The sequence below is a fragment of the Parafrankia sp. EAN1pec genome, from assembly GCF_000018005.1.
In the GTDB taxonomy this organism is placed as follows: domain Bacteria; phylum Actinomycetota; class Actinomycetes; order Frankiales; family Frankiaceae; genus Parafrankia; species Parafrankia soli.
In genome coordinates this window covers 6,849,581-6,864,849 of sequence record NC_009921.1, presented here as the reverse complement: position 1 = coordinate 6,864,849, position 15,269 = coordinate 6,849,581, and the positions used below count along the sequence as shown (strand labels likewise).

The window sequence follows — 15,269 nt, the reverse complement described above, 5'->3', positions numbered from 1 at the left end:
CATAGCCGCGAGCCCCGCCCCGCCCCGCCCTGGCCCATCGGCGCGGGGCGGTGCCGGCGTGCGACCGCGGCGCCGGGCCGCCCGGCGCGGCGGTCGCACGCCGTTTCAGCGTGGAGGCGGCGCCAGCGTGCCGATGAACGCGGCGAGGCTGCGTAGCGCCCGGCCCCGGTGGCTGATCAGGTCCTTCTCGTCCGCTGTGAGCTCGGCGTTGGTCCGGGTCGAGCCTTCGGCGACGAACAACGGGTCGTAGCCGAAGCCCCCCGTGCCCCGTGCCCGGGTGAGCAGCCGCCCCCGCAGGGTGCCGTAGACGACGTGCTCGACGCCGTCCGGGGTGACCAGCGCCGCGGCGCACACGAACGCCGCGCCGCGCCGCTCCTCGTCGACGTCGTCGAGCTGGGCCAGCAGCAGGGCGTTGTTGGCGGCGTCCCGGTCGGCCCGGCTTCCGTCACGGATCCCGGACCAGCGCGCCGAGCGCACCCCGGGCATCCCGGCGAGCTCGTCCACGGTGAGCCCGGAGTCGTCGGCGATCGCCGCGAGACCCGTCGCGGCCACGGCGGCGCGTGCCTTGATGAGGGCGTTCTCGGCGAAGGTCGAACCTGTCTCGGGCACCTCGGGGCCGTCGGGCAGCGCGACGACATCGACGTCCAGCCCGGTCGCGGCGAGGATGCGGCCCAGCTCGGCCAGTTTCGCCTCGTTGCGGCTGGCGAGCACGACCTGGCGCGGCACCGCGCTCACCGTGACCCCGTGCCCTTCCCGCCACTGCCACTGCCGGCGCCGGCGCGTTCCGGGGCGGGCGGGCCGGCGGCCGGCGGGGCGGCCAGCGCGGCGTTCTGGATCTCGGTCAGGCGGGTGCAGCCGGCCACGGCGAGGTCGAGCAGCTCGTCGAGCGTCGACCGTTCGAACGGGGTGCCCTCGGCCGTCCCCTGGACCTCGACGAAGCCACCCGCGCCGGTGCGGACGACGTTCATGTCCGTGTCGGCGGTCGAGTCCTCGGTGTAGGCGAGGTCGAGCATGGGCACGCCGCCGACCACGCCGACGCTGACCGCGCAGACACTGGTGACGATCGCCGCGGGACGTCCCAGCCACCGGCAGGCGTCGGCGAGCGCCACATAGGCGCCGGTGATCGCGGCCGTGCGGGTGCCGCCGTCGGCGAGCAGCACGTCACAGTCGATGGCGATGGTGTTCTCGCCGAGGGCCTTCAGGTCGATCGCGGCCCGCAGGCTGCGCCCGATCAGCCGGGAGATCTCGTGGGTCCGCCCGCCGATCCGCCCGCGGACGGACTCCCGGTCGTTGCGGGTGTGCGTGGCTCGCGGCAGCATCGAGTACTCGGCCGTCACCCAGCCCAGGCCGCTGCCCTTGCGCCACCGGGGCACCCCCTCGGTGACGGAGGCCGCGCACAGCACCCTGGTCCGGCCGGCGGAGATCAGCGCCGACCCCTCCGCGTGCTCCTGCCAGCCCCGCTCGATCGTCACGTCGCGGAGCTGGTCCGTGGTTCTGCCATCGACTCTGATCACGGGAGGAGACCCTATCGGCGCAGGCCGGCCGGGGTTGCGCCGGACGGCCCGCGTGCGTGCTCAGACGTGCTCAGACGTGTTCAGATCTCGTAGGAGGTGCCGGTGCTCGCGAGTGTCAGATCGCCGTCGAACGCGCCCGCGGCCTCGCCGTGGGTGCGTTCCACGTTGCCCCAGGGCACGAGGTGGGTCAGCACCAGCCGCCCGACACCGGCGCGGGTCGCGTGCTCACCGGCGTCCTTGCCGGTCAGGTGCAGGTCGGGCGGGTTGTCCTCGCCGTCGAGGAACGACGCCTCGCACAGGAACAGGTCGCTGTCGTGGGCCAGCCGGACGAGCCGGTCGCACACCCCGGTGTCGCCGGAGTAGGTGAGCGTCTTCCCGCCGGCCGTCACCCGCACCCCGTAGGCCTCGATCGGGTGCGCGACCCGGGCCAGGTCGATGGCGAACGGCCCGACGTGCAGGCGGCCGGGACCGATCGTGCGGAAGTCGTAGATGTCGGCCAGGGAGTCGTCCGGCCAGCGCTCGAACGCGCCGCACAGCCGCTCCTGGGTGTTGATCGGCCCGTACACCGGGAGCTTGGGCGGCATCCCCTCCGGGTGGTAGCGCCGGGCGTAGGACGTCGCGACCAGGTCGAGGCAGTGGTCGCCGTGCAGGTGGCTCAGCAGCACCGCGTCGACGTCCCGGATGTCGCAGTGCCGTTGCAGCTCACCCATGGAGCCGTTGCCGGCGTCCAGGACGAGCCGGAAGCCCTCGTCCTCGATCAGGTAGGAGGAGCAGGCCGAAGCGGGGCCCGGGTAGGTGCCGGAACAGCCCAGGATCGTCAGTTTCATCGTCCCACCGCCTGTGCCTGCCGGGGGGCCGCCGCCGGGGCGATGCTCACCGCCGTGATCTCGGGGCCCAGGAAACGGCGGCCCACCCGCGCGAACGCGGCGGGATCACCGGTGGTCAGGAAGCGATGCGCCGGGGGCGGCAGGTCGGGGTCGCGGAAGAGGCCGTCGCGGGCGAGCACCCGGTAGGTGTCCTTGGCCGTCTCCTCGGCGCTGCTCACCAGTGTGACGCCCTCTCCCATGACGAGACCGATGACGCCGGTCAACAGTGGATAGTGGGTGCATCCGAGAATCACTGTGTCGACGTCGGCTTCCTGCAACGGTGCCAGATACGCCTCGGTGAGTCCCAGCAACTGCCGGCCGGACGTGATGCCGCGCTCGACGAAATCGACGAAGGCCGGGCACGCCACGCTGACCAGCTCGGTGCCCGCGGCCGCCGCGAAGGCGTCCTCGTAGGCCCGGCTGGTGATCGTGGCGACCGTTCCGATGACTCCCACTCGACCACTCCGTGTTGCCGCGACGGCACGGCGGGTCGCGGGCACGATGACCTCGACCACCGGTACGTCGTAGCGTTCCCGGGCATCGCGCAGGCATGCCGCGCTCGCGGAATTGCACGCGATGACAAGAAGTTTCACACCCGCGGAGACGAGTTCGTCCAGTGCGGCGAGGGCGTACCGGCGCACCTCGGCAATCGGTCGCGGCCCGTAGGGGGCGTGCGCGGTGTCGCCGATGTAGAGCAGCGACTCTCCTGGCAGCTGGTCCAGGATCGCGCGCGCAACGGTGAGACCGCCGACTCCACTGTCGAACACCCCGATGGGCGCGCCGCTCATGAGCGATGAGACTAAGCCGGAAACCTGCTGCTCACCCTGTGGCTGTCATCACGAAACCAATGTCCGATCCCGGACAGGCGTCTCGTCGCGGACATGCCCGCCGCCGCGGGACGGCCTTCGCATCCCCGGCATTCCGCCAGGCCGCGCCGGCCCGGCAGTGCCTCGCCGGACAGCGTAAGGACGAACCGTTCGACGTGTCATCGTGACCGATCTCTCCGGGACGGCAGCTGCCCGTCTCCAAACCTCTCCTGATGGTCGCCTGGCGCGTTCAGGTGGGTACTCCATACGGGGACAGGGGCAGCAAACAGGGTGTAGTCTAGAACTGCCTGTAATCGATCAGTGACTAAAAGCTATCGAGCAGGTAGGTTGAGGACGCGACTGAGGTGTCCGGGTCGTTCCAATCCGTCCCCGGCCCGTGACACCCCAGTCGCATCCTTGATCATGCCCCGGTACCCCCGAGAGTGGTGGTCGGCCGCTGCGGCGGCCAACGCGGCGGCCTGGGCCCGTGTGGTCGCTGAGCTGCGCGTCGGGCACGGTCGGCCCGTGGCGGGGTGGTCCGGCCGGCCCGGCGCGGGGTGGCCGGTCGGCCCACTGTCCGTGGACCTGGCGATTTTGGTCCGTAGTGCCGCTGACCTGCGGCGCCGTCTCTCGGTGGCACTGTCGGCTTGGCGTCGATCCACCCCACCGGCCCCGTCCGAGGCGTAGGAAGGCATCGTGGCGCGGTTGAGAGTGGCGGCGGTCGGTGTTTTCGGCATCGCCCTCGGGGGGATGTTGATGCATGCCGTCCCGATGCCGTCGGCATGGGTGTGGTTGGTCGCAATGATCTTCGTCGTCGTCCTGGGGGTCAACATCACTGCCTGGCTTGTGGTCCCGCGGGTCATCGGATCCGTCGTCGCGTCCATCCGTCCGCTTCCGGCCGGCCGGGGCTCGTTCGACCGCGACCGCGACGCGGAGTGGTCGTCGTCCTCGGAGTGGCAGCCGGAGGCGTGGTCGTCGAGCTGGGACTACGCCGGCGGGGACGGCCCCGACGCGGGTGACGGCGACGGTGACGGTGCCGACGAGGACTGGTCCGTCGGACGTCCCGGCAGCGGGCAGGGGCGCCGGCGCGTGCGCGGGCATGACGGCTCCTCGTCGACCGGCGGCGCCTCGTACGGCTTCGGTGTGTTCAGCTGGTGAGCCGCCAGTCCAGCTGGTGAGGCGGGCCCAGTTGGTGAGGCGGCCTCGGCGCGCCGGCCCAGCGGCGGAGTCAGCCCAGCAGGTGGCGCCGGTGGCGCCAGGCGAGAGCGATGAGGGCGGCGCCGGCGGCCTGCATCGGTTCGTGGTGGACCAGCCGGTCAACGGTCCGCTCGGTGAAGGGGATCCCCGGGGTCCGGCGTTCTGGCTGCGGGCCGGTGGCGGTGCCGGCGCGGTCGGGCTCAGAGACGGCTGGCCTGGAGGCGTCCAATCGCGAGAGGTTCTCGCCCTCCGCGTTCGTGCCGACGAGGCCGGCGAACAGCTCGTCGAAGGCCGGCGCGTCGAAGACCGCGACGGTGAGAAGGTCGGTGGCGAAGGTCAGCGGGTCCACACCGAGCCCGAGCACGGACACCCGCACCGCGCCCGACTGCCGGGCCGCGGCCAGATTCGCCGCGAACGGCCAGCGCCCGTAGTCGATGGGCCGCGTGTCGCTGCCGTACTCCTCGGCCGTGCCCAGGAGCTCCTCGGAGTACTCGCGGGTGATCGACCGCCACAGGTCGAAGTCGTTGCGGATGTTCCACTCCGCCGGCCCGGAGGGCTGGAACACTCCGACCGGCACCACCTGCAGCAGACCACCGGCGTGACCCACCTTCGCCGGGTCCCGGCGGTGGAGGAGCACGGTCGCCGTCTCCGTCCGGCGATCCCGGCGGATCGTCAGGGTGCTGATGGCCATGCTCGCCGGCCGCCGGTGAAGCTCCCAGGGCATGCCCACCGCCCGCCGCACAGGAAGACCCTCCGCGCCCTGAGCGGCGGCCGCGTACTCGTGCGCGCAGGCCTCGCCGACGTCGAGCCCGTCGAAATAGCTGCCGAGCCCGAACGACAGGGTGCCGCACGCCCCCGGCAGTGACAGGTCGGCGTCGCACAGCCGGTAGGTGGGGAGATCGACGAACAGCGCCGGCCGGTCCAGGTGGGCCACCGCCGCCGCGTAGCCGCCGTAACGGCTGCCATCCGCGCGCAGCGGCCGGACGCCCTCACTCACCGGCTCCCGCCCGGTCAGCCCGCCGGACTGCTCCCGACCCGGGTCGAGGTCGATCACCACCGAGTCGATCGGCACCGGCTCCGGCGGGATCCACCCCGGTGCCGCCAGCAGCGGCGTGCCGGCGACCCGCGCGTCCGGCGGGTACTCCTGTGCCGCCAGGACGGCGAGCGGGTGCCGCCGCCGTTTCAGCTCGCCCCGGACCCGCAGCCACTCCCGCTCGCCCGCCGTCATGCCGCCGGAAGCTCCCTCGGACATCCGCCTCACCCGTCCCCCACGCCTCCACGTCCCGGCCAGCCGTCCAGCCCCGTTCCCGGGAACCTTCCGGGGGCGGCTGATGACAATGAGAGCGCCGTCAGCCCGTGGCGAACCCGTCAGACGACCGGCCGCACGTGCCTCGCGCAGGCGCCGCCTCGCCCGGGGGTCCCGTTCGGGTATCTCGTCCGAAGCAAGTTGTCCCGGCGGTGTACGGAGAGGCTGCGACAACTCACTTCGCCGCACGGCGGCCAGCCCCGCCCATCCGTCGCCGGGTCAGTCGGTGTCCTGGAGCGGGCCGAGAACCTCGTCGGCGAATCGTCGCATCCCGTCGATCGCCTCGCGGGAACGGGTCCACGGCCGGACGATCAGGCGGGTGACGCCGGCCTCGGCGTAGGGCGTGACGTCGGACGGACGGCTCACCTCGCCGTTGAACGTGACCTCGACGGGGGTGGTGCGCCCCGCGCGCTCAGCCTGCTCCGCGAGCCGGGCCAGCGAGCCGGGCAGGTCAGCGAGCTTGTGGTTCATCGGCATCCAGCCGGTTCCCACGGTCGCGGCGCGGCGGAGGGCCGCCGGCCCGTCCCCACCGATGTGCAGCGCCGGGCCCGGCCGTTGGACCGGCTTGGGCTCGAACGCGACCGCCCCGAAGTCGAAGAACTCGCCGTGGTGCTCGACGACGTCCTCGCTCCACAGCCGACGGCACACCTCGATGGCCTCGTCCACCCGTGGGCCGCGACGGTCGAAGTCGAGGCCGACCGCCTCCCATTCCGAGCGGAGCCAGCTGGCGCCGATCCCGAGCGCGAGCCGTCCGCCGGAGAGGACGTCCACGGTCGTCGCCGCCCGCGCCGTCACGAACGGATGCCGCAGGCCGATGTTGTAGACGTTCGTGCCGAGCAGAATCCGCGTCGTCCGCGCCGCCAGGTGGCTGAGGAGCGCCAGCGCGTCGAAGATCGGGACGTTGGACGGGATCGGCGGATGATCCGATCCCTGGTGCGGGCTGCCCGCCGAGACGACCGGCACGACGAGGTGCTCAGGAACCCAGATCGACTCGAACCCGAGGCGATCCGCCTCCTCCGTGACCTCGTTCCACAACCGAGGGTTGACCCCGCCAAGGTGCAGTCCGAACTTCATCGGGGCAGACTACGCCCTGTCAGCGCGGAGATGCCCGGACACGGGAATACCGGGGAAGAAGGCAACGACCTGTGACACGGGCCGACAGCCCCTTGGGCCACTGGGAACCCGCAAGCCTGACCGAAACGGCTTCGATCTTCGCCGCGTTTCCTGCCCCGTGGTGGATTGCCGGCGGATACGCGATCGAACTCGCGGTAGGTCACCAGTTCCGCGGGCACTCCGACATCGACGTCGCCGTGCTCCGCCGGGACCAGCTGGCCGTCCAGCGGGTCCTGGCCGGGTGGGAATGGTGGGCCGCCGATCCTCCCGGCACACTAAGGCGCTGGGAGCCGGGCGAGACGCTGCCGTCCGGCATCCACGACATCTGGTGCAGGCAAACTCCCGATGGACCGTGGCGGATCCAGGTCATGCTGGAGGAAGCCGCCGGGACGGACTGGGTGTCGCGGCGTGATCCCCGGATCCGGCGTCCGGTCTCCGCGCTCGGAAACGCCGGCCCCACGGGCATCCCCTATATCGCGCCGGAGGTGCAGCTCCTTTACAAGTCCCAGGCGTCACGCCCGAAAGACGAGACTGACTTCGCTGCCGTGCTTCCGCTGCTGGCAACAGATCGGCGACGGTGGCTCAGTGACGCACTCGCCGCCACCCACCCCTGGCAGCGGCGGCTCTCTCCGGACGCAAAGATAGATCTGATCGTCCTGTACTGCTCCGACCTCTCCGCCTGTCACGAGTTCTACCAAGATCTCGGTCTGGAGTTCAGGCGGGAGCGTCATGGGACCGGCCCCGGCCACTACGCCGCCACCTTCGCCGACGGAGCTGTTCTCGAGCTCTACCCGGCAGGAGCCCGGGGGCCGACGAGACGGGTCCGGATCGGACTCACGGTACGGCGAGCGGACCTGGGTGATACGCAACTCGCGCCGGGCCGTCATGTGCTCCAGGACCCGGAAGGCCACGCGGTCGACGTCCAGGTAGTGGGCTGAGTCGCCGTCGCCCGCCTGCGCCAACCTGGCCGGGCGCGCGCCGAACGCGCTGATTCGCCCGACTACCTGCTTTAGGATGCTCCCGTGTCCGCGCCGATTCGTGTCCTTGTCGTCGACGACCACGTGCTTTCCCGTCGCGAGCTGGAGGTGGCGCTGGCGGCCGAGGCCGACATCGAGGTCGTGGGCAGCGCGGTGAACAGCCCGGCGGCCGTGACGCTCGGCTCCGAATCTCGTCCGGATGTTGCGCTCGTGGATGTCGAAGAGCCACACGAAGACGGCATTCGTGCAGTGAGTGCGATCAAGCGTGCTGTTTCACCCGTGCGGATCCTGATATTGGCGACGAGTGACGATGAAGCTCACCTTTTCGGTGCCGTCAGGGCGGGTGCCGTGGGCTACCTGTTGAAGCCGCGGCCGATGGACGAGCTCACTGCGGCCGTCCGGTCGGTTCACAATGGGGTGAGCATCATCGGTCCGGGAGTGGCATCGCAGGTCATGAAAGAATTCGCCGCCATGGCACGCTCGGAAAAGTCGCCGGCAATGCCACACCTTACCGTCCGCGAGTTGGATGTTCTCAAGCTCATGGTCGGGGGGTGCGCGAACCAGGGGATTTCTCGCCGCCTGTTGATCAGTGAGAACACGGTGAAAAATCATATCCGGAACATCCTGGAGAAGCTCCAGTTCTCGGCCTGGATGTGAGTGGGCATCACTTACTGGGCTACGGCTCGTCCGTCAGAAACCGCCGGAAAACCATCATGGGTCGTCCTGGGCCGTTGTAGTCAGGGACGGGACCGTCGACGGCGAGGCCGAGGCGGCGGTGGAACGCGATCGAGTCGATGTTGCCCGGTCCGGTGATCGCGTGGACCTCTCGGCAGCCCGCCGCCCGCGCGCGGTGAAAGAAGTCCTGGTAAAGACGGCGGGCCAGGCCGAAGCCACGCTGGTCGGGCCGCACGCCGACGAAGTGGATGTAGGCGACGCGTGGCTGGGACGGCGAGGGGAAGGCGACGAGGAAGCCCGCCAGGCCTTGGTCGTCCTCGACGATCCGGCTCGAACCGTGGAAGTGATCGAGGAAGAGCCGTGGGAGCGCGGCGCCGATGGGCCGGCCCCACCAGTCGTCCGCGACCGCCGCGATGGCGTCGTAGTCGTCCGGCCGAGCGGCCCGGATCGCGAGGGCGTTCACACACCCAGAATCCCACCCGCGCCGCCTCGCCCCCGGACGGACCCGACCCGCGGGAACGCGCCTGGTCAAGGGGTGCGGGAGGGGGGATTTGAACTCCGGCCGGGTCTCGTCCGTGGTCGTCCGCTGACGTCCGCCAGGTGCTGAGCTGCATCGGGGCGGCGCTGCCGCTGCTGCTCTCGCAGGGTTCGGGCGCCTGGGGTGAGGCGGCGTGACCGCTCCGGCCGACGCCCGTCCCGCCCCGACTGCGCCGCTGCCGGTCCTGCCGGTGTGCGCCACCTGCGGACACCGGCGCATCACCCACCGGCGGCGGCCGGTGCCGGGCTCCCGCCAACCATGCGTTCGAAGCGGCGGACGGCACCACCTGGCGGCCGTCGCTGGTGAGCGGGTGTCGGGGCGATGGCGACTGGCGTCCAGGCCGCGGTGGGCCCGGTGACCCGCTGACCAGGACAGATGTACGTGGCGATGGCCGTGGTGCGGCCATTGATCCAGATGGGATGCGGATCGCGCTATTCTGCTGCCGCGGGCAGAAGAATCGGGGGGATCATGCACGGCAACGAGTTCGCGACGATGGAATGGATCTGGGATCAAGGTTCCATCCGAATCAACCTGCCTGGGGGCCGGGAGATGATGGTGGCCGGTTCCTACAACGAGGTGGTAGCGGAGCTCGGCAAACTTGGTGGGCAGGGCTGGGATGTCGCCTCGTCAACCGCATCCAGTAACTGGATCTTCTGGACGTTGCGGCGGGCCTCCTACGCGCATGACCGGGCACTGGGAACCCGCTAGCCTGGCCGAGGTGGCCTCGATTTTCGCCGCGTTTCCCGCTCCATGGTGGATCGCCGGCGGATACGCGATCGAACTCGCTGTGGGTAACCAGTTCCGGGAGCACTCCGACATCGACGTCGCAGTGCTCCGCCGGGACCAACTCGCCGTCCAGCGGGTTCTCGTGGGGTTGGAATGGTGGGCGGCCGACCCTCCTGGAAAGCTGCGGTTTCTGGGACCCGGGCGAGGCGCTGCCACACGGGTTTCACGATATCTGGTGCAGAGTACAGGTGGGGCAATGGTTCGGGTCCCCCCGGACGTGGACAACAAGTTCGACTGAAGCAGTCGCCGACTACGTGCACCGACTCTGCGTACGTAAAGCCCCGGTGGGGGTGATCTGGCCGGCGGGAAGCCGGTGGGGTGGCCGCCGAAGGCTGGCAGCGGTGGCGGGCCGCCCGGCGCTCGCGCATGCTTGGCCGACAACGAATGGGGGTGGGCCCATGCCGACATCCATCACCACTCACCATCCATCCGACTTCCGGCCAGCGAGCTGACACAGACTTCCTCCGATCCGGCCGGCCTTGTCTCCAGCGGATTTCTCGCGGCAATCAGGATCAGCCGGACGACCCGACAAACCGATCAGCCCGTCCGCACGCCAGAGCAGTGTTCTCTGCTCCAGGAAAAAGGAATGGGTGGTGCATCATGAGGATGGCGCACGCGATTTCTGGTGCGACAGTCGCACTGGTCCTGGGTCTGCTGCTCGTGGCGGTTCCGGCGCGAGCCGGAGGGCCAACGGTAACTCCGGCTACACCGGTGTCTCCGGTCACGCCGGTCCTGACGGGCATCAGCGCGGCACACGCGGCCAGCGCCCGCGCGGACCTCGTCCGGTTCCACTTCCAGCTGGCCGCCCCCGCCGAGGTCACCGTCCAGTACGTGCCGGCCTCGGAACTGATACAGGACGGCTCCGGCCTTCCCGTCGCCGTGCGGGGCCGGTCCTTCGTCAAGGTGGTCTTCCGTAATGCGGCGGCTCATGACGAGGAGGGCAGGGCTACGGCTCCGCGCAACCTGTTCCCGGTCCGCGCGACCACCAATGTTGTCCAGGTGCGGTCGGGTGGCGACTTCGAGGGCGTGGTCACATACTTCATCGGCCTGCGCCAGCCCGCGCCCGGACCGCAGGTACAGCCGACGGCGCAGCACACCGGCACCAGCGTGATCGTGGCGATCCCGACCCGATAACCCGGCAGGACAAGGGGCGCAACGGGCCGGCCGCCGTGCCCGGCGGCCGGCCCGGACGCGGACGGGAGTGTCCGATGAACGTCGGACACTCCCGTCCGGACGTCAACGCCCCCGTTCACCCACAGGCCACGTGGGCGCGGCAGGGGCCGAACCTGCGACCACTCGCTTGTAAGGCACGGATTACACCAAGTGACACGACTCCCATCACGGCTCGGTCTGTGCACTGGCGCCCGTAGCCGTCCGTCGATGTGCGTGGCTGTTGCTGCAGCGGTCGCTACACCAGGCGGGCGCTCCAGCGGCCCGATTACAAGATCGGCGCGCTCCGTCCGCGGACGTCCGCCGATGTCCGTACGGCGCGCAGCCGCATCATGATCGGCTGCACGCTGGCCGGGACTGTGAACGGGGTGAGCGGCGAGAGCAGCGCGGGCACGGTCGCCTGGTTTGAGCCGGGGGAGCGCGCGCCGCATGGTCGGGCTGGTCAGGGGGTGGGGGTCGGGGTGGGGAGGAGGGTGGCGAGGGCGGTGGGGGCGCAGAGGGGGAGCAGGTGGTTCTCGCCGGGGACGACGGTGGTGCGGGTGTCGGGGAGCATCGTGGCGAGGTGGTCGACGAGGCGGTGGGTGAAGGGTGGGCTCTCGCCGCCGGCGACGAGATGGACCGGCTGCTCGATCCGGCGTGCCAGTTCCTCGTCGAAGTGCCACGCGGTGAGCGCGGGCACCTCGCCGGTGAAGCAGTAGCCGCAGTCGCGTTCGGCGCGTTCCAGGCCGGCTCGGCCGAGGGCGGACTCGATGACGGATCGGTGCTGCGGTCCGCACACCGCCGTCAGGAAGGTGTCGAAGGCGGTGCGCAGGTCGCCCTGGGCGGCGGCGCCCATCGCCGCGCCCAGGGCGGGGCCGATCGCGGCGGCGACCGTCGCCCGGTCCTGCGGCGGCAGGAGCGGGTCGATCAGCGGCGGCTCGACCAGGACGAGTTCGCCGACCAGCTCCGGGTGGTCGAGGGCCAGCTGTAGCGCGACCACGGTGCCGGAGGAGTGCGCGAGCACCCGGGCCCGCTCGATCCCGAGGCGGCGCAACAGGTCCGCGCACTCGGCGGCGTGGTCGGCCACTGACAGCGGCTCGGTGGGTGCGGGGTCCGAGTACCCGGTGCGGGTGACGCGGATCCGGCGCAGGCCGGCGACGGCCGGCTCGCGCTCGAACGGGACGAACCAGTCGGCGAAGACTGCTGCGTGGATCAGGACGAGCGGTTCGCCGTCGCCGCCGGAGTCGGTGTGTCGCATGGAGATTCTCCTGTTCTGGGTCTGTTGTTCTTGGACTGTTCTCGGTCTGTGGCTCGGGTCAGTCGGCGTAGAGGCGGATTTCGATGCCGTCGGGGTCGTGGAGGCCGACGAGGACGGTGCCGCCGTGGTGGCCGGTGACGAGGCCGCCGTGCTTCTGGTCGATGGCGGCGAGGTGGTCGGTCCAGGCGTGGATGCCGTCCCGGGTCGGGACGCCGAGCGCGACGAGGTCGAAGCCGGAGAGGGCGGCGGCGCGGTCGGGGTCGTGGCGCAGCGCGATCTGGGTGGGGCCGTCCGGGGCCCCCAGGGCGACGCCGCGGAGTTCGCCGTCCTCGGTGAACTCGATCGCCACCTCCAGTCCGAGCACCCGCCGGTACCACTCGCTGCTGGCGTGGACGTCGCTGACCGGGATCTTCACGTGGTGGATCGGTGAGAGGTCGGGCATGCTCTCTCCTTTGACTAGAGCTGACTCTAGCGAGTCATTGGAGTAGTCTCTAGCGAGTGAGTGATTCCGTCAAGGACGGGCCGAGTCGGGTCAAGGACAAGCCGAGTCGGGCCGAGAAGACCAGGCTGACCAGGCGGCGGATCGTCGCCGCGGCGGCGGAGCTGTTCCTCGACCAGGGCTACGGCGCGACGACGCTCGACCAGGTCGCGGCGCGCGCGGGCGTCGCCGTGCAGACCGTCTACTTCCACTTCGGGAACAAGGCGACGCTGCTCAAGGAAGCGCTCGACGTGGCCGCGGTCGGCGACGACGAGCCGGTCGCGCTCCTCGACCGGCCGTGGCTCGAGGAGCTGACCGCCGAGCCCGACCCGGTCCGTGTGATCGAGCTCTGGACGCACGGCGGCCGCGAGATCATGGGGAGGGTGGCGCCGCTGCTCGCCGTCGTCCGCGGCACCGTCGGCACCGATCCCGACCTCGCAGCGCAGTGGGACGTGAACGAGGGTCAGCGCCGCGTCGCGTTCCGCGCTCTCGCCGGCCTGCTCGCCGACCGCGCGGCGCTCCGCCCGGGGCTCACCGTCGAGGACGCCGCCGATCTCGCCTTCCTGATCACCAGCGCCGAGAACTACATCGTCGCCACAGGCACCCTCGGCTGGTCGCCGGAACGCTGGCGGAGCACCACGGCCACGCTGCTCGCCCGGGCGCTGCTCGGCGGAACGGCCTAGCAGCGGAGGGGGCGGGTGTCGCCGCGGTCGAGGTCGAGGGCTCGGGGGCGTGCAGCCGCACCATGATCGGCTGCACACGGCGATTCCGGCGACACAGGCGATTCCGGCGACCCAGAGGACGGGGAAGCGGGGGAGTCTCCGGCCCCGCCCCTTCGGGGATGACCTGCGGGAACGCTCCTGGTCAGGCAGTGCGGGAGGGGGGATTCGAACCCCCACGCCCTAGGGCGGCAGATCCTAAGTCTGCTGCGTCTACCATTCCGCCACTCCCGCGTCCCTCCAGATTAGCGAGCCGCGGGACGGCCTTCGGGGCCGGGATGGGCGCGCGCCGTCCGAATCCTGCCCAGATCCTGCCCGCGGCTCGGCTGCTATGAGGGTGGTGCGGGTGGGGAGACGATCGGTTCCGGCTGACTTCCGCGGGGGTCCGCGGCGATGTCGTTGATCACATTCATCGGGGTCGATGTTTGCCGTGCCGCATCTGGGGGCTTCGCCGGGTTTGGGATGGCGTGGGCTGGACAGGACTGTGACCAGCGCCGATGACCGCTTGGCCTATGGGGGACGGCGCACAGCGAAGCCACGGAGCACGAGCCGAAGCAGGTGTCGTCGACCCATTAGTGCCCCCAGGGGGCGGGTGTCGCCGACGCGACCGACAGGCAGCCCCGTCCGGGTGCAGGGTGTACCTGCGCCGGTGGGCGCCTGGATGCCTCTGGGGGAAGATCTTCATGACGACCATCGCGGACGCCTCGCCGGACCGGACGGACCAGTCTCCCGCCGCGGTGCGGGAGGAACGGGACCGGGCCCGCCGCCTGATCGACAACGGCCGGGCCACCATGGCGGTCATCGACACCGTCAGTGACACCGGGGTGCGCGTCGACGGGCGCACCGTCGCCGAGGTGCACCTGCTGGTGGAGCGCCCAGGCCAGGAGCCCTACCCGGTCACGCGCCGGGCGGTCGTTCCCGTGGACGAGGCGGGCGCGAGCCCGGTGGGTGACGCCCGGGGCGGTATTCCGAGCCAGCTCCGCCGCCGGGTGCCCGTCCTGGTCGATCCCGCCCGCCCGGACAACGTGCTGCTGCGATGGGACCTGCGGGTCGCGAGCTGAGTGACGGGGGAGAGCCGGCGGTCAGCCGGCGAGAGCCGGCGAGGCCGACTTCAGCCGGCCGACTTCAGCCGGCGAGGCCGATCTCCTTCAGCAGCTTCGCGACGTGGCCGGTGGCGCGAACGTTGTACTGCGCCTTCTCGATCTTGCCCTCGGCGTCGATGACGAACGTCGAGCGGATGACGCCCATGGTCTTCTTGCCGTACATCGTCTTCTCGCCGAAGGCTCCGTAGGCCGAGAGCACGGTCCGCTCAGGGTCGGAGAGCAGCGGGAAGGTGAGGCCCTCGTTGTCCCGGAACTTGACCAGCTTGGCCGGCTTGTCCGGTGAGATCCCGAGGACGTCGATACCCGCGTCGTTGAGCAGCGCGAGGTTGTCGCGGAAGTCGCAGGCCTGTTTGGTGCACCCGGGCGTGGACGCGGCCGGGTAGAAGTAGACGACGACCTTGCGCCCGCGGAACGACGCCAGCGAGACGTCCTTGCCGTCGGCGTCGGGCAGGGTGAAGTCCGGGGCGGGGGCGCCGGGGGAGAGCCGGGCAGCGGTGGCGGTCTCGGTCTCGGTCATGACGGAGAAGCTAGTCGTGGCCCCGGCGGGCCGGCAAACGTGGCAGTGGCATCGCGAGCGAAGCGGCCCCACGGCCGACAGTCCGGCCGGCCGGCGGACCACCCGGCCGGCGGACCACCCGGCCGGCGGACCACCCGGCCGGCGGACCACCCGGCCGGCGGACCACCCGGCCGGCGGACCACCCGGCCGGCGGACCACCCGGCCGGCGGACCACCCGGCAGACCACCGGCCGGCCAACCGATTGGCTGGCCGGCCGAGGAGTTCGGA

The 15,269-nt window shown here is 71.1% G+C and carries 17 protein-coding genes, 1 tRNA gene and 1 pseudogene; 8 read left to right on the top strand and 11 right to left on the bottom strand.

Translation table 11 applies throughout. From position 1 onward, the window contains the following. Positions 1-105: 105 nt before the first annotated feature. The 4 genes from rdgB to murI all read right to left on the bottom strand — a co-directional run bounded on the left by rdgB (position 106) and on the right by murI (position 3,168). Complete coding sequence (gene rdgB / locus FRANEAN1_RS27920) at positions 106-735, bottom strand: RdgB/HAM1 family non-canonical purine NTP pyrophosphatase (protein WP_020463106.1); 630 nt, start codon at positions 733-735, stop codon at positions 106-108. Then, positions 732-1,514, bottom strand: coding sequence for a ribonuclease PH (rph, locus tag FRANEAN1_RS27915; protein ID WP_020463105.1), 783 nt, complete (start codon positions 1,512-1,514; stop codon positions 732-734). Before rph ends, rdgB begins: the two co-directional genes overlap by 4 nt. An 80-nt stretch (positions 1,515-1,594) precedes the next feature. After that, positions 1,595-2,341: an MBL fold metallo-hydrolase gene (locus tag FRANEAN1_RS27910; protein WP_020463104.1), complete on the bottom strand. Its 747-nt coding sequence runs from the start codon at positions 2,339-2,341 to the stop codon at positions 1,595-1,597. After that, positions 2,338-3,168, bottom strand: coding sequence for a glutamate racemase (gene murI, locus FRANEAN1_RS27905; protein ID WP_020463103.1), 831 nt, complete (start codon positions 3,166-3,168; stop codon positions 2,338-2,340). The genes FRANEAN1_RS27910 and murI overlap by 4 nt, the downstream gene beginning before the upstream one ends. Positions 3,169-3,882: 714 nt before the next feature. Here murI and FRANEAN1_RS27900 point away from each other — a divergent pair. Then, a complete protein-coding gene (locus tag FRANEAN1_RS27900) occupies positions 3,883-4,344 on the top strand; it encodes a hypothetical protein (RefSeq protein ID WP_020463102.1) in 462 nt (153 codons plus the stop codon). A 70-nt stretch (positions 4,345-4,414) separates the two neighbouring features. On the opposite strand, the gene FRANEAN1_RS27895 is transcribed toward FRANEAN1_RS27900, so the two are convergent. Both FRANEAN1_RS27895 and FRANEAN1_RS27890 read right to left on the bottom strand, forming a co-directional pair. After that, on the bottom strand, positions 4,415-5,635 hold the full coding sequence (locus tag FRANEAN1_RS27895) for a hypothetical protein (protein ID WP_020463101.1): 1,221 nt from the start codon (positions 5,633-5,635) through the stop codon (positions 4,415-4,417). Positions 5,636-5,908: 273 nt separating this feature from the next. Then, a complete protein-coding gene (locus FRANEAN1_RS27890; protein WP_020463100.1) occupies positions 5,909-6,763 on the bottom strand; it encodes a TIGR03619 family F420-dependent LLM class oxidoreductase in 855 nt (284 codons plus the stop codon). A gap of 71 nt (positions 6,764-6,834) precedes the next feature. On the opposite strand from FRANEAN1_RS27890, the gene FRANEAN1_RS27885 reads away from it, so the two are divergent. Continuing rightward, positions 6,835-7,740: a glyoxalase/bleomycin resistance/dioxygenase family protein gene (locus FRANEAN1_RS27885; RefSeq protein WP_020463099.1), complete on the top strand. Its 906-nt coding sequence runs from the start codon at positions 6,835-6,837 to the stop codon at positions 7,738-7,740. 84 nt (positions 7,741-7,824) lie between these two features. Continuing rightward, on the top strand, positions 7,825-8,436 hold the full coding sequence (locus FRANEAN1_RS27880) for a response regulator transcription factor (RefSeq protein ID WP_020463098.1): 612 nt from the start codon (positions 7,825-7,827) through the stop codon (positions 8,434-8,436). A gap of 19 nt (positions 8,437-8,455) precedes the next feature. Here FRANEAN1_RS27880 and FRANEAN1_RS27875 read toward each other — a convergent pair whose 3' ends face one another. Next, entirely contained in the window at positions 8,456-8,917 is a 462-nt protein-coding gene (locus FRANEAN1_RS27875; RefSeq protein ID WP_020463097.1) for a GNAT family N-acetyltransferase, read from the bottom strand. 462 nt (positions 8,918-9,379) lie between these two features. Here FRANEAN1_RS27875 and FRANEAN1_RS27870 point away from each other — a divergent pair, with 462 nt between their 5' ends. The 3 genes and pseudogenes from FRANEAN1_RS27870 to FRANEAN1_RS27860 all read left to right on the top strand — a co-directional run bounded on the left by FRANEAN1_RS27870 (position 9,380) and on the right by FRANEAN1_RS27860 (position 10,912). Beyond that, on the top strand, positions 9,380-9,700 hold the full coding sequence (locus tag FRANEAN1_RS27870) for a hypothetical protein (RefSeq protein ID WP_347177263.1): 321 nt from the start codon (positions 9,380-9,382) through the stop codon (positions 9,698-9,700). Then, positions 9,675-9,960: pseudogene (locus FRANEAN1_RS44115) on the top strand (glyoxalase/bleomycin resistance/dioxygenase family protein); the annotation flags it as partial. The gene FRANEAN1_RS27870 and the pseudogene FRANEAN1_RS44115, both read left to right, overlap by 26 nt. 529 nt (positions 9,961-10,489) lie before the next feature. Beyond that, a complete protein-coding gene (locus FRANEAN1_RS27860; protein ID WP_347176791.1) occupies positions 10,490-10,912 on the top strand; it encodes a hypothetical protein in 423 nt (140 codons plus the stop codon). Between the two features lie 478 nt (positions 10,913-11,390). Here the strand turns inward: FRANEAN1_RS27860 and FRANEAN1_RS27855 are convergent, their stop codons facing one another. Together FRANEAN1_RS27855 and FRANEAN1_RS27850 are read right to left on the bottom strand one after the other, a co-directional pair. After that, entirely contained in the window at positions 11,391-12,185 is a 795-nt protein-coding gene (locus FRANEAN1_RS27855) for an alpha/beta hydrolase (RefSeq protein ID WP_020463094.1), read from the bottom strand. Positions 12,186-12,243: 58 nt separating this feature from the next. Continuing rightward, entirely contained in the window at positions 12,244-12,627 is a 384-nt protein-coding gene (locus FRANEAN1_RS27850; protein WP_020463093.1) for a VOC family protein, read from the bottom strand. A gap of 56 nt (positions 12,628-12,683) precedes the next feature. Between FRANEAN1_RS27850 and FRANEAN1_RS27845 the strand changes: the two genes are divergently transcribed. Beyond that, positions 12,684-13,346, top strand: coding sequence for a TetR/AcrR family transcriptional regulator (locus tag FRANEAN1_RS27845; protein ID WP_020463092.1), 663 nt, complete (start codon positions 12,684-12,686; stop codon positions 13,344-13,346). A 189-nt stretch (positions 13,347-13,535) separates the two neighbouring features. Here the strand turns inward: FRANEAN1_RS27845 and FRANEAN1_RS27840 are convergent. Further along, positions 13,536-13,616 (bottom strand) — tRNA-Leu (locus tag FRANEAN1_RS27840). Between the two features lie 449 nt (positions 13,617-14,065). On the opposite strand from FRANEAN1_RS27840, the gene FRANEAN1_RS27835 reads away from it, so the two are divergent. Continuing rightward, positions 14,066-14,443, top strand: coding sequence for a hypothetical protein (locus FRANEAN1_RS27835; RefSeq protein WP_041254863.1), 378 nt, complete (start codon positions 14,066-14,068; stop codon positions 14,441-14,443). Positions 14,444-14,507: 64 nt separating this feature from the next. Here FRANEAN1_RS27835 and bcp read toward each other — a convergent pair whose 3' ends face one another. Continuing rightward, a complete protein-coding gene (gene bcp, locus FRANEAN1_RS27830; RefSeq protein WP_020463090.1) occupies positions 14,508-15,002 on the bottom strand; it encodes a thioredoxin-dependent thiol peroxidase in 495 nt (164 codons plus the stop codon). Between the last annotated feature and the right edge of the window lie 267 nt (positions 15,003-15,269).

Excerpts from the sequence above, each read along its gene's own strand:
- FRANEAN1_RS27910 (WP_020463104.1), bottom strand. The coding sequence starts at position 2,341 with ATGAAACTGACGATCCTGGGCTGTTCCGGCACCTACCCGGGCCCCGCT.
- murI (WP_020463103.1), bottom strand. The coding sequence starts at position 3,168 with ATGAGCGGCGCGCCCATCGGGGTGTTCGACAGTGGAGTCGGCGGTCTC.
- FRANEAN1_RS27895 (WP_020463101.1), bottom strand. The coding sequence starts at position 5,635 with ATGTCCGAGGGAGCTTCCGGCGGCATGACGGCGGGCGAGCGGGAGTGG.
- FRANEAN1_RS27890 (WP_020463100.1), bottom strand. The coding sequence starts at position 6,763 with ATGAAGTTCGGACTGCACCTTGGCGGGGTCAACCCTCGGTTGTGGAAC.
- FRANEAN1_RS27870 (WP_347177263.1), top strand. The coding sequence starts at position 9,380 with ATGGCCGTGGTGCGGCCATTGATCCAGATGGGATGCGGATCGCGCTAT.
- FRANEAN1_RS27855 (WP_020463094.1), bottom strand. The coding sequence starts at position 12,185 with ATGCGACACACCGACTCCGGCGGCGACGGCGAACCGCTCGTCCTGATC.
- FRANEAN1_RS27850 (WP_020463093.1), bottom strand. The coding sequence starts at position 12,627 with ATGCCCGACCTCTCACCGATCCACCACGTGAAGATCCCGGTCAGCGAC.
- FRANEAN1_RS27835 (WP_041254863.1), top strand. The coding sequence starts at position 14,066 with ATGACGACCATCGCGGACGCCTCGCCGGACCGGACGGACCAGTCTCCC.
- bcp (WP_020463090.1), bottom strand. The coding sequence starts at position 15,002 with ATGACCGAGACCGAGACCGCCACCGCTGCCCGGCTCTCCCCCGGCGCC.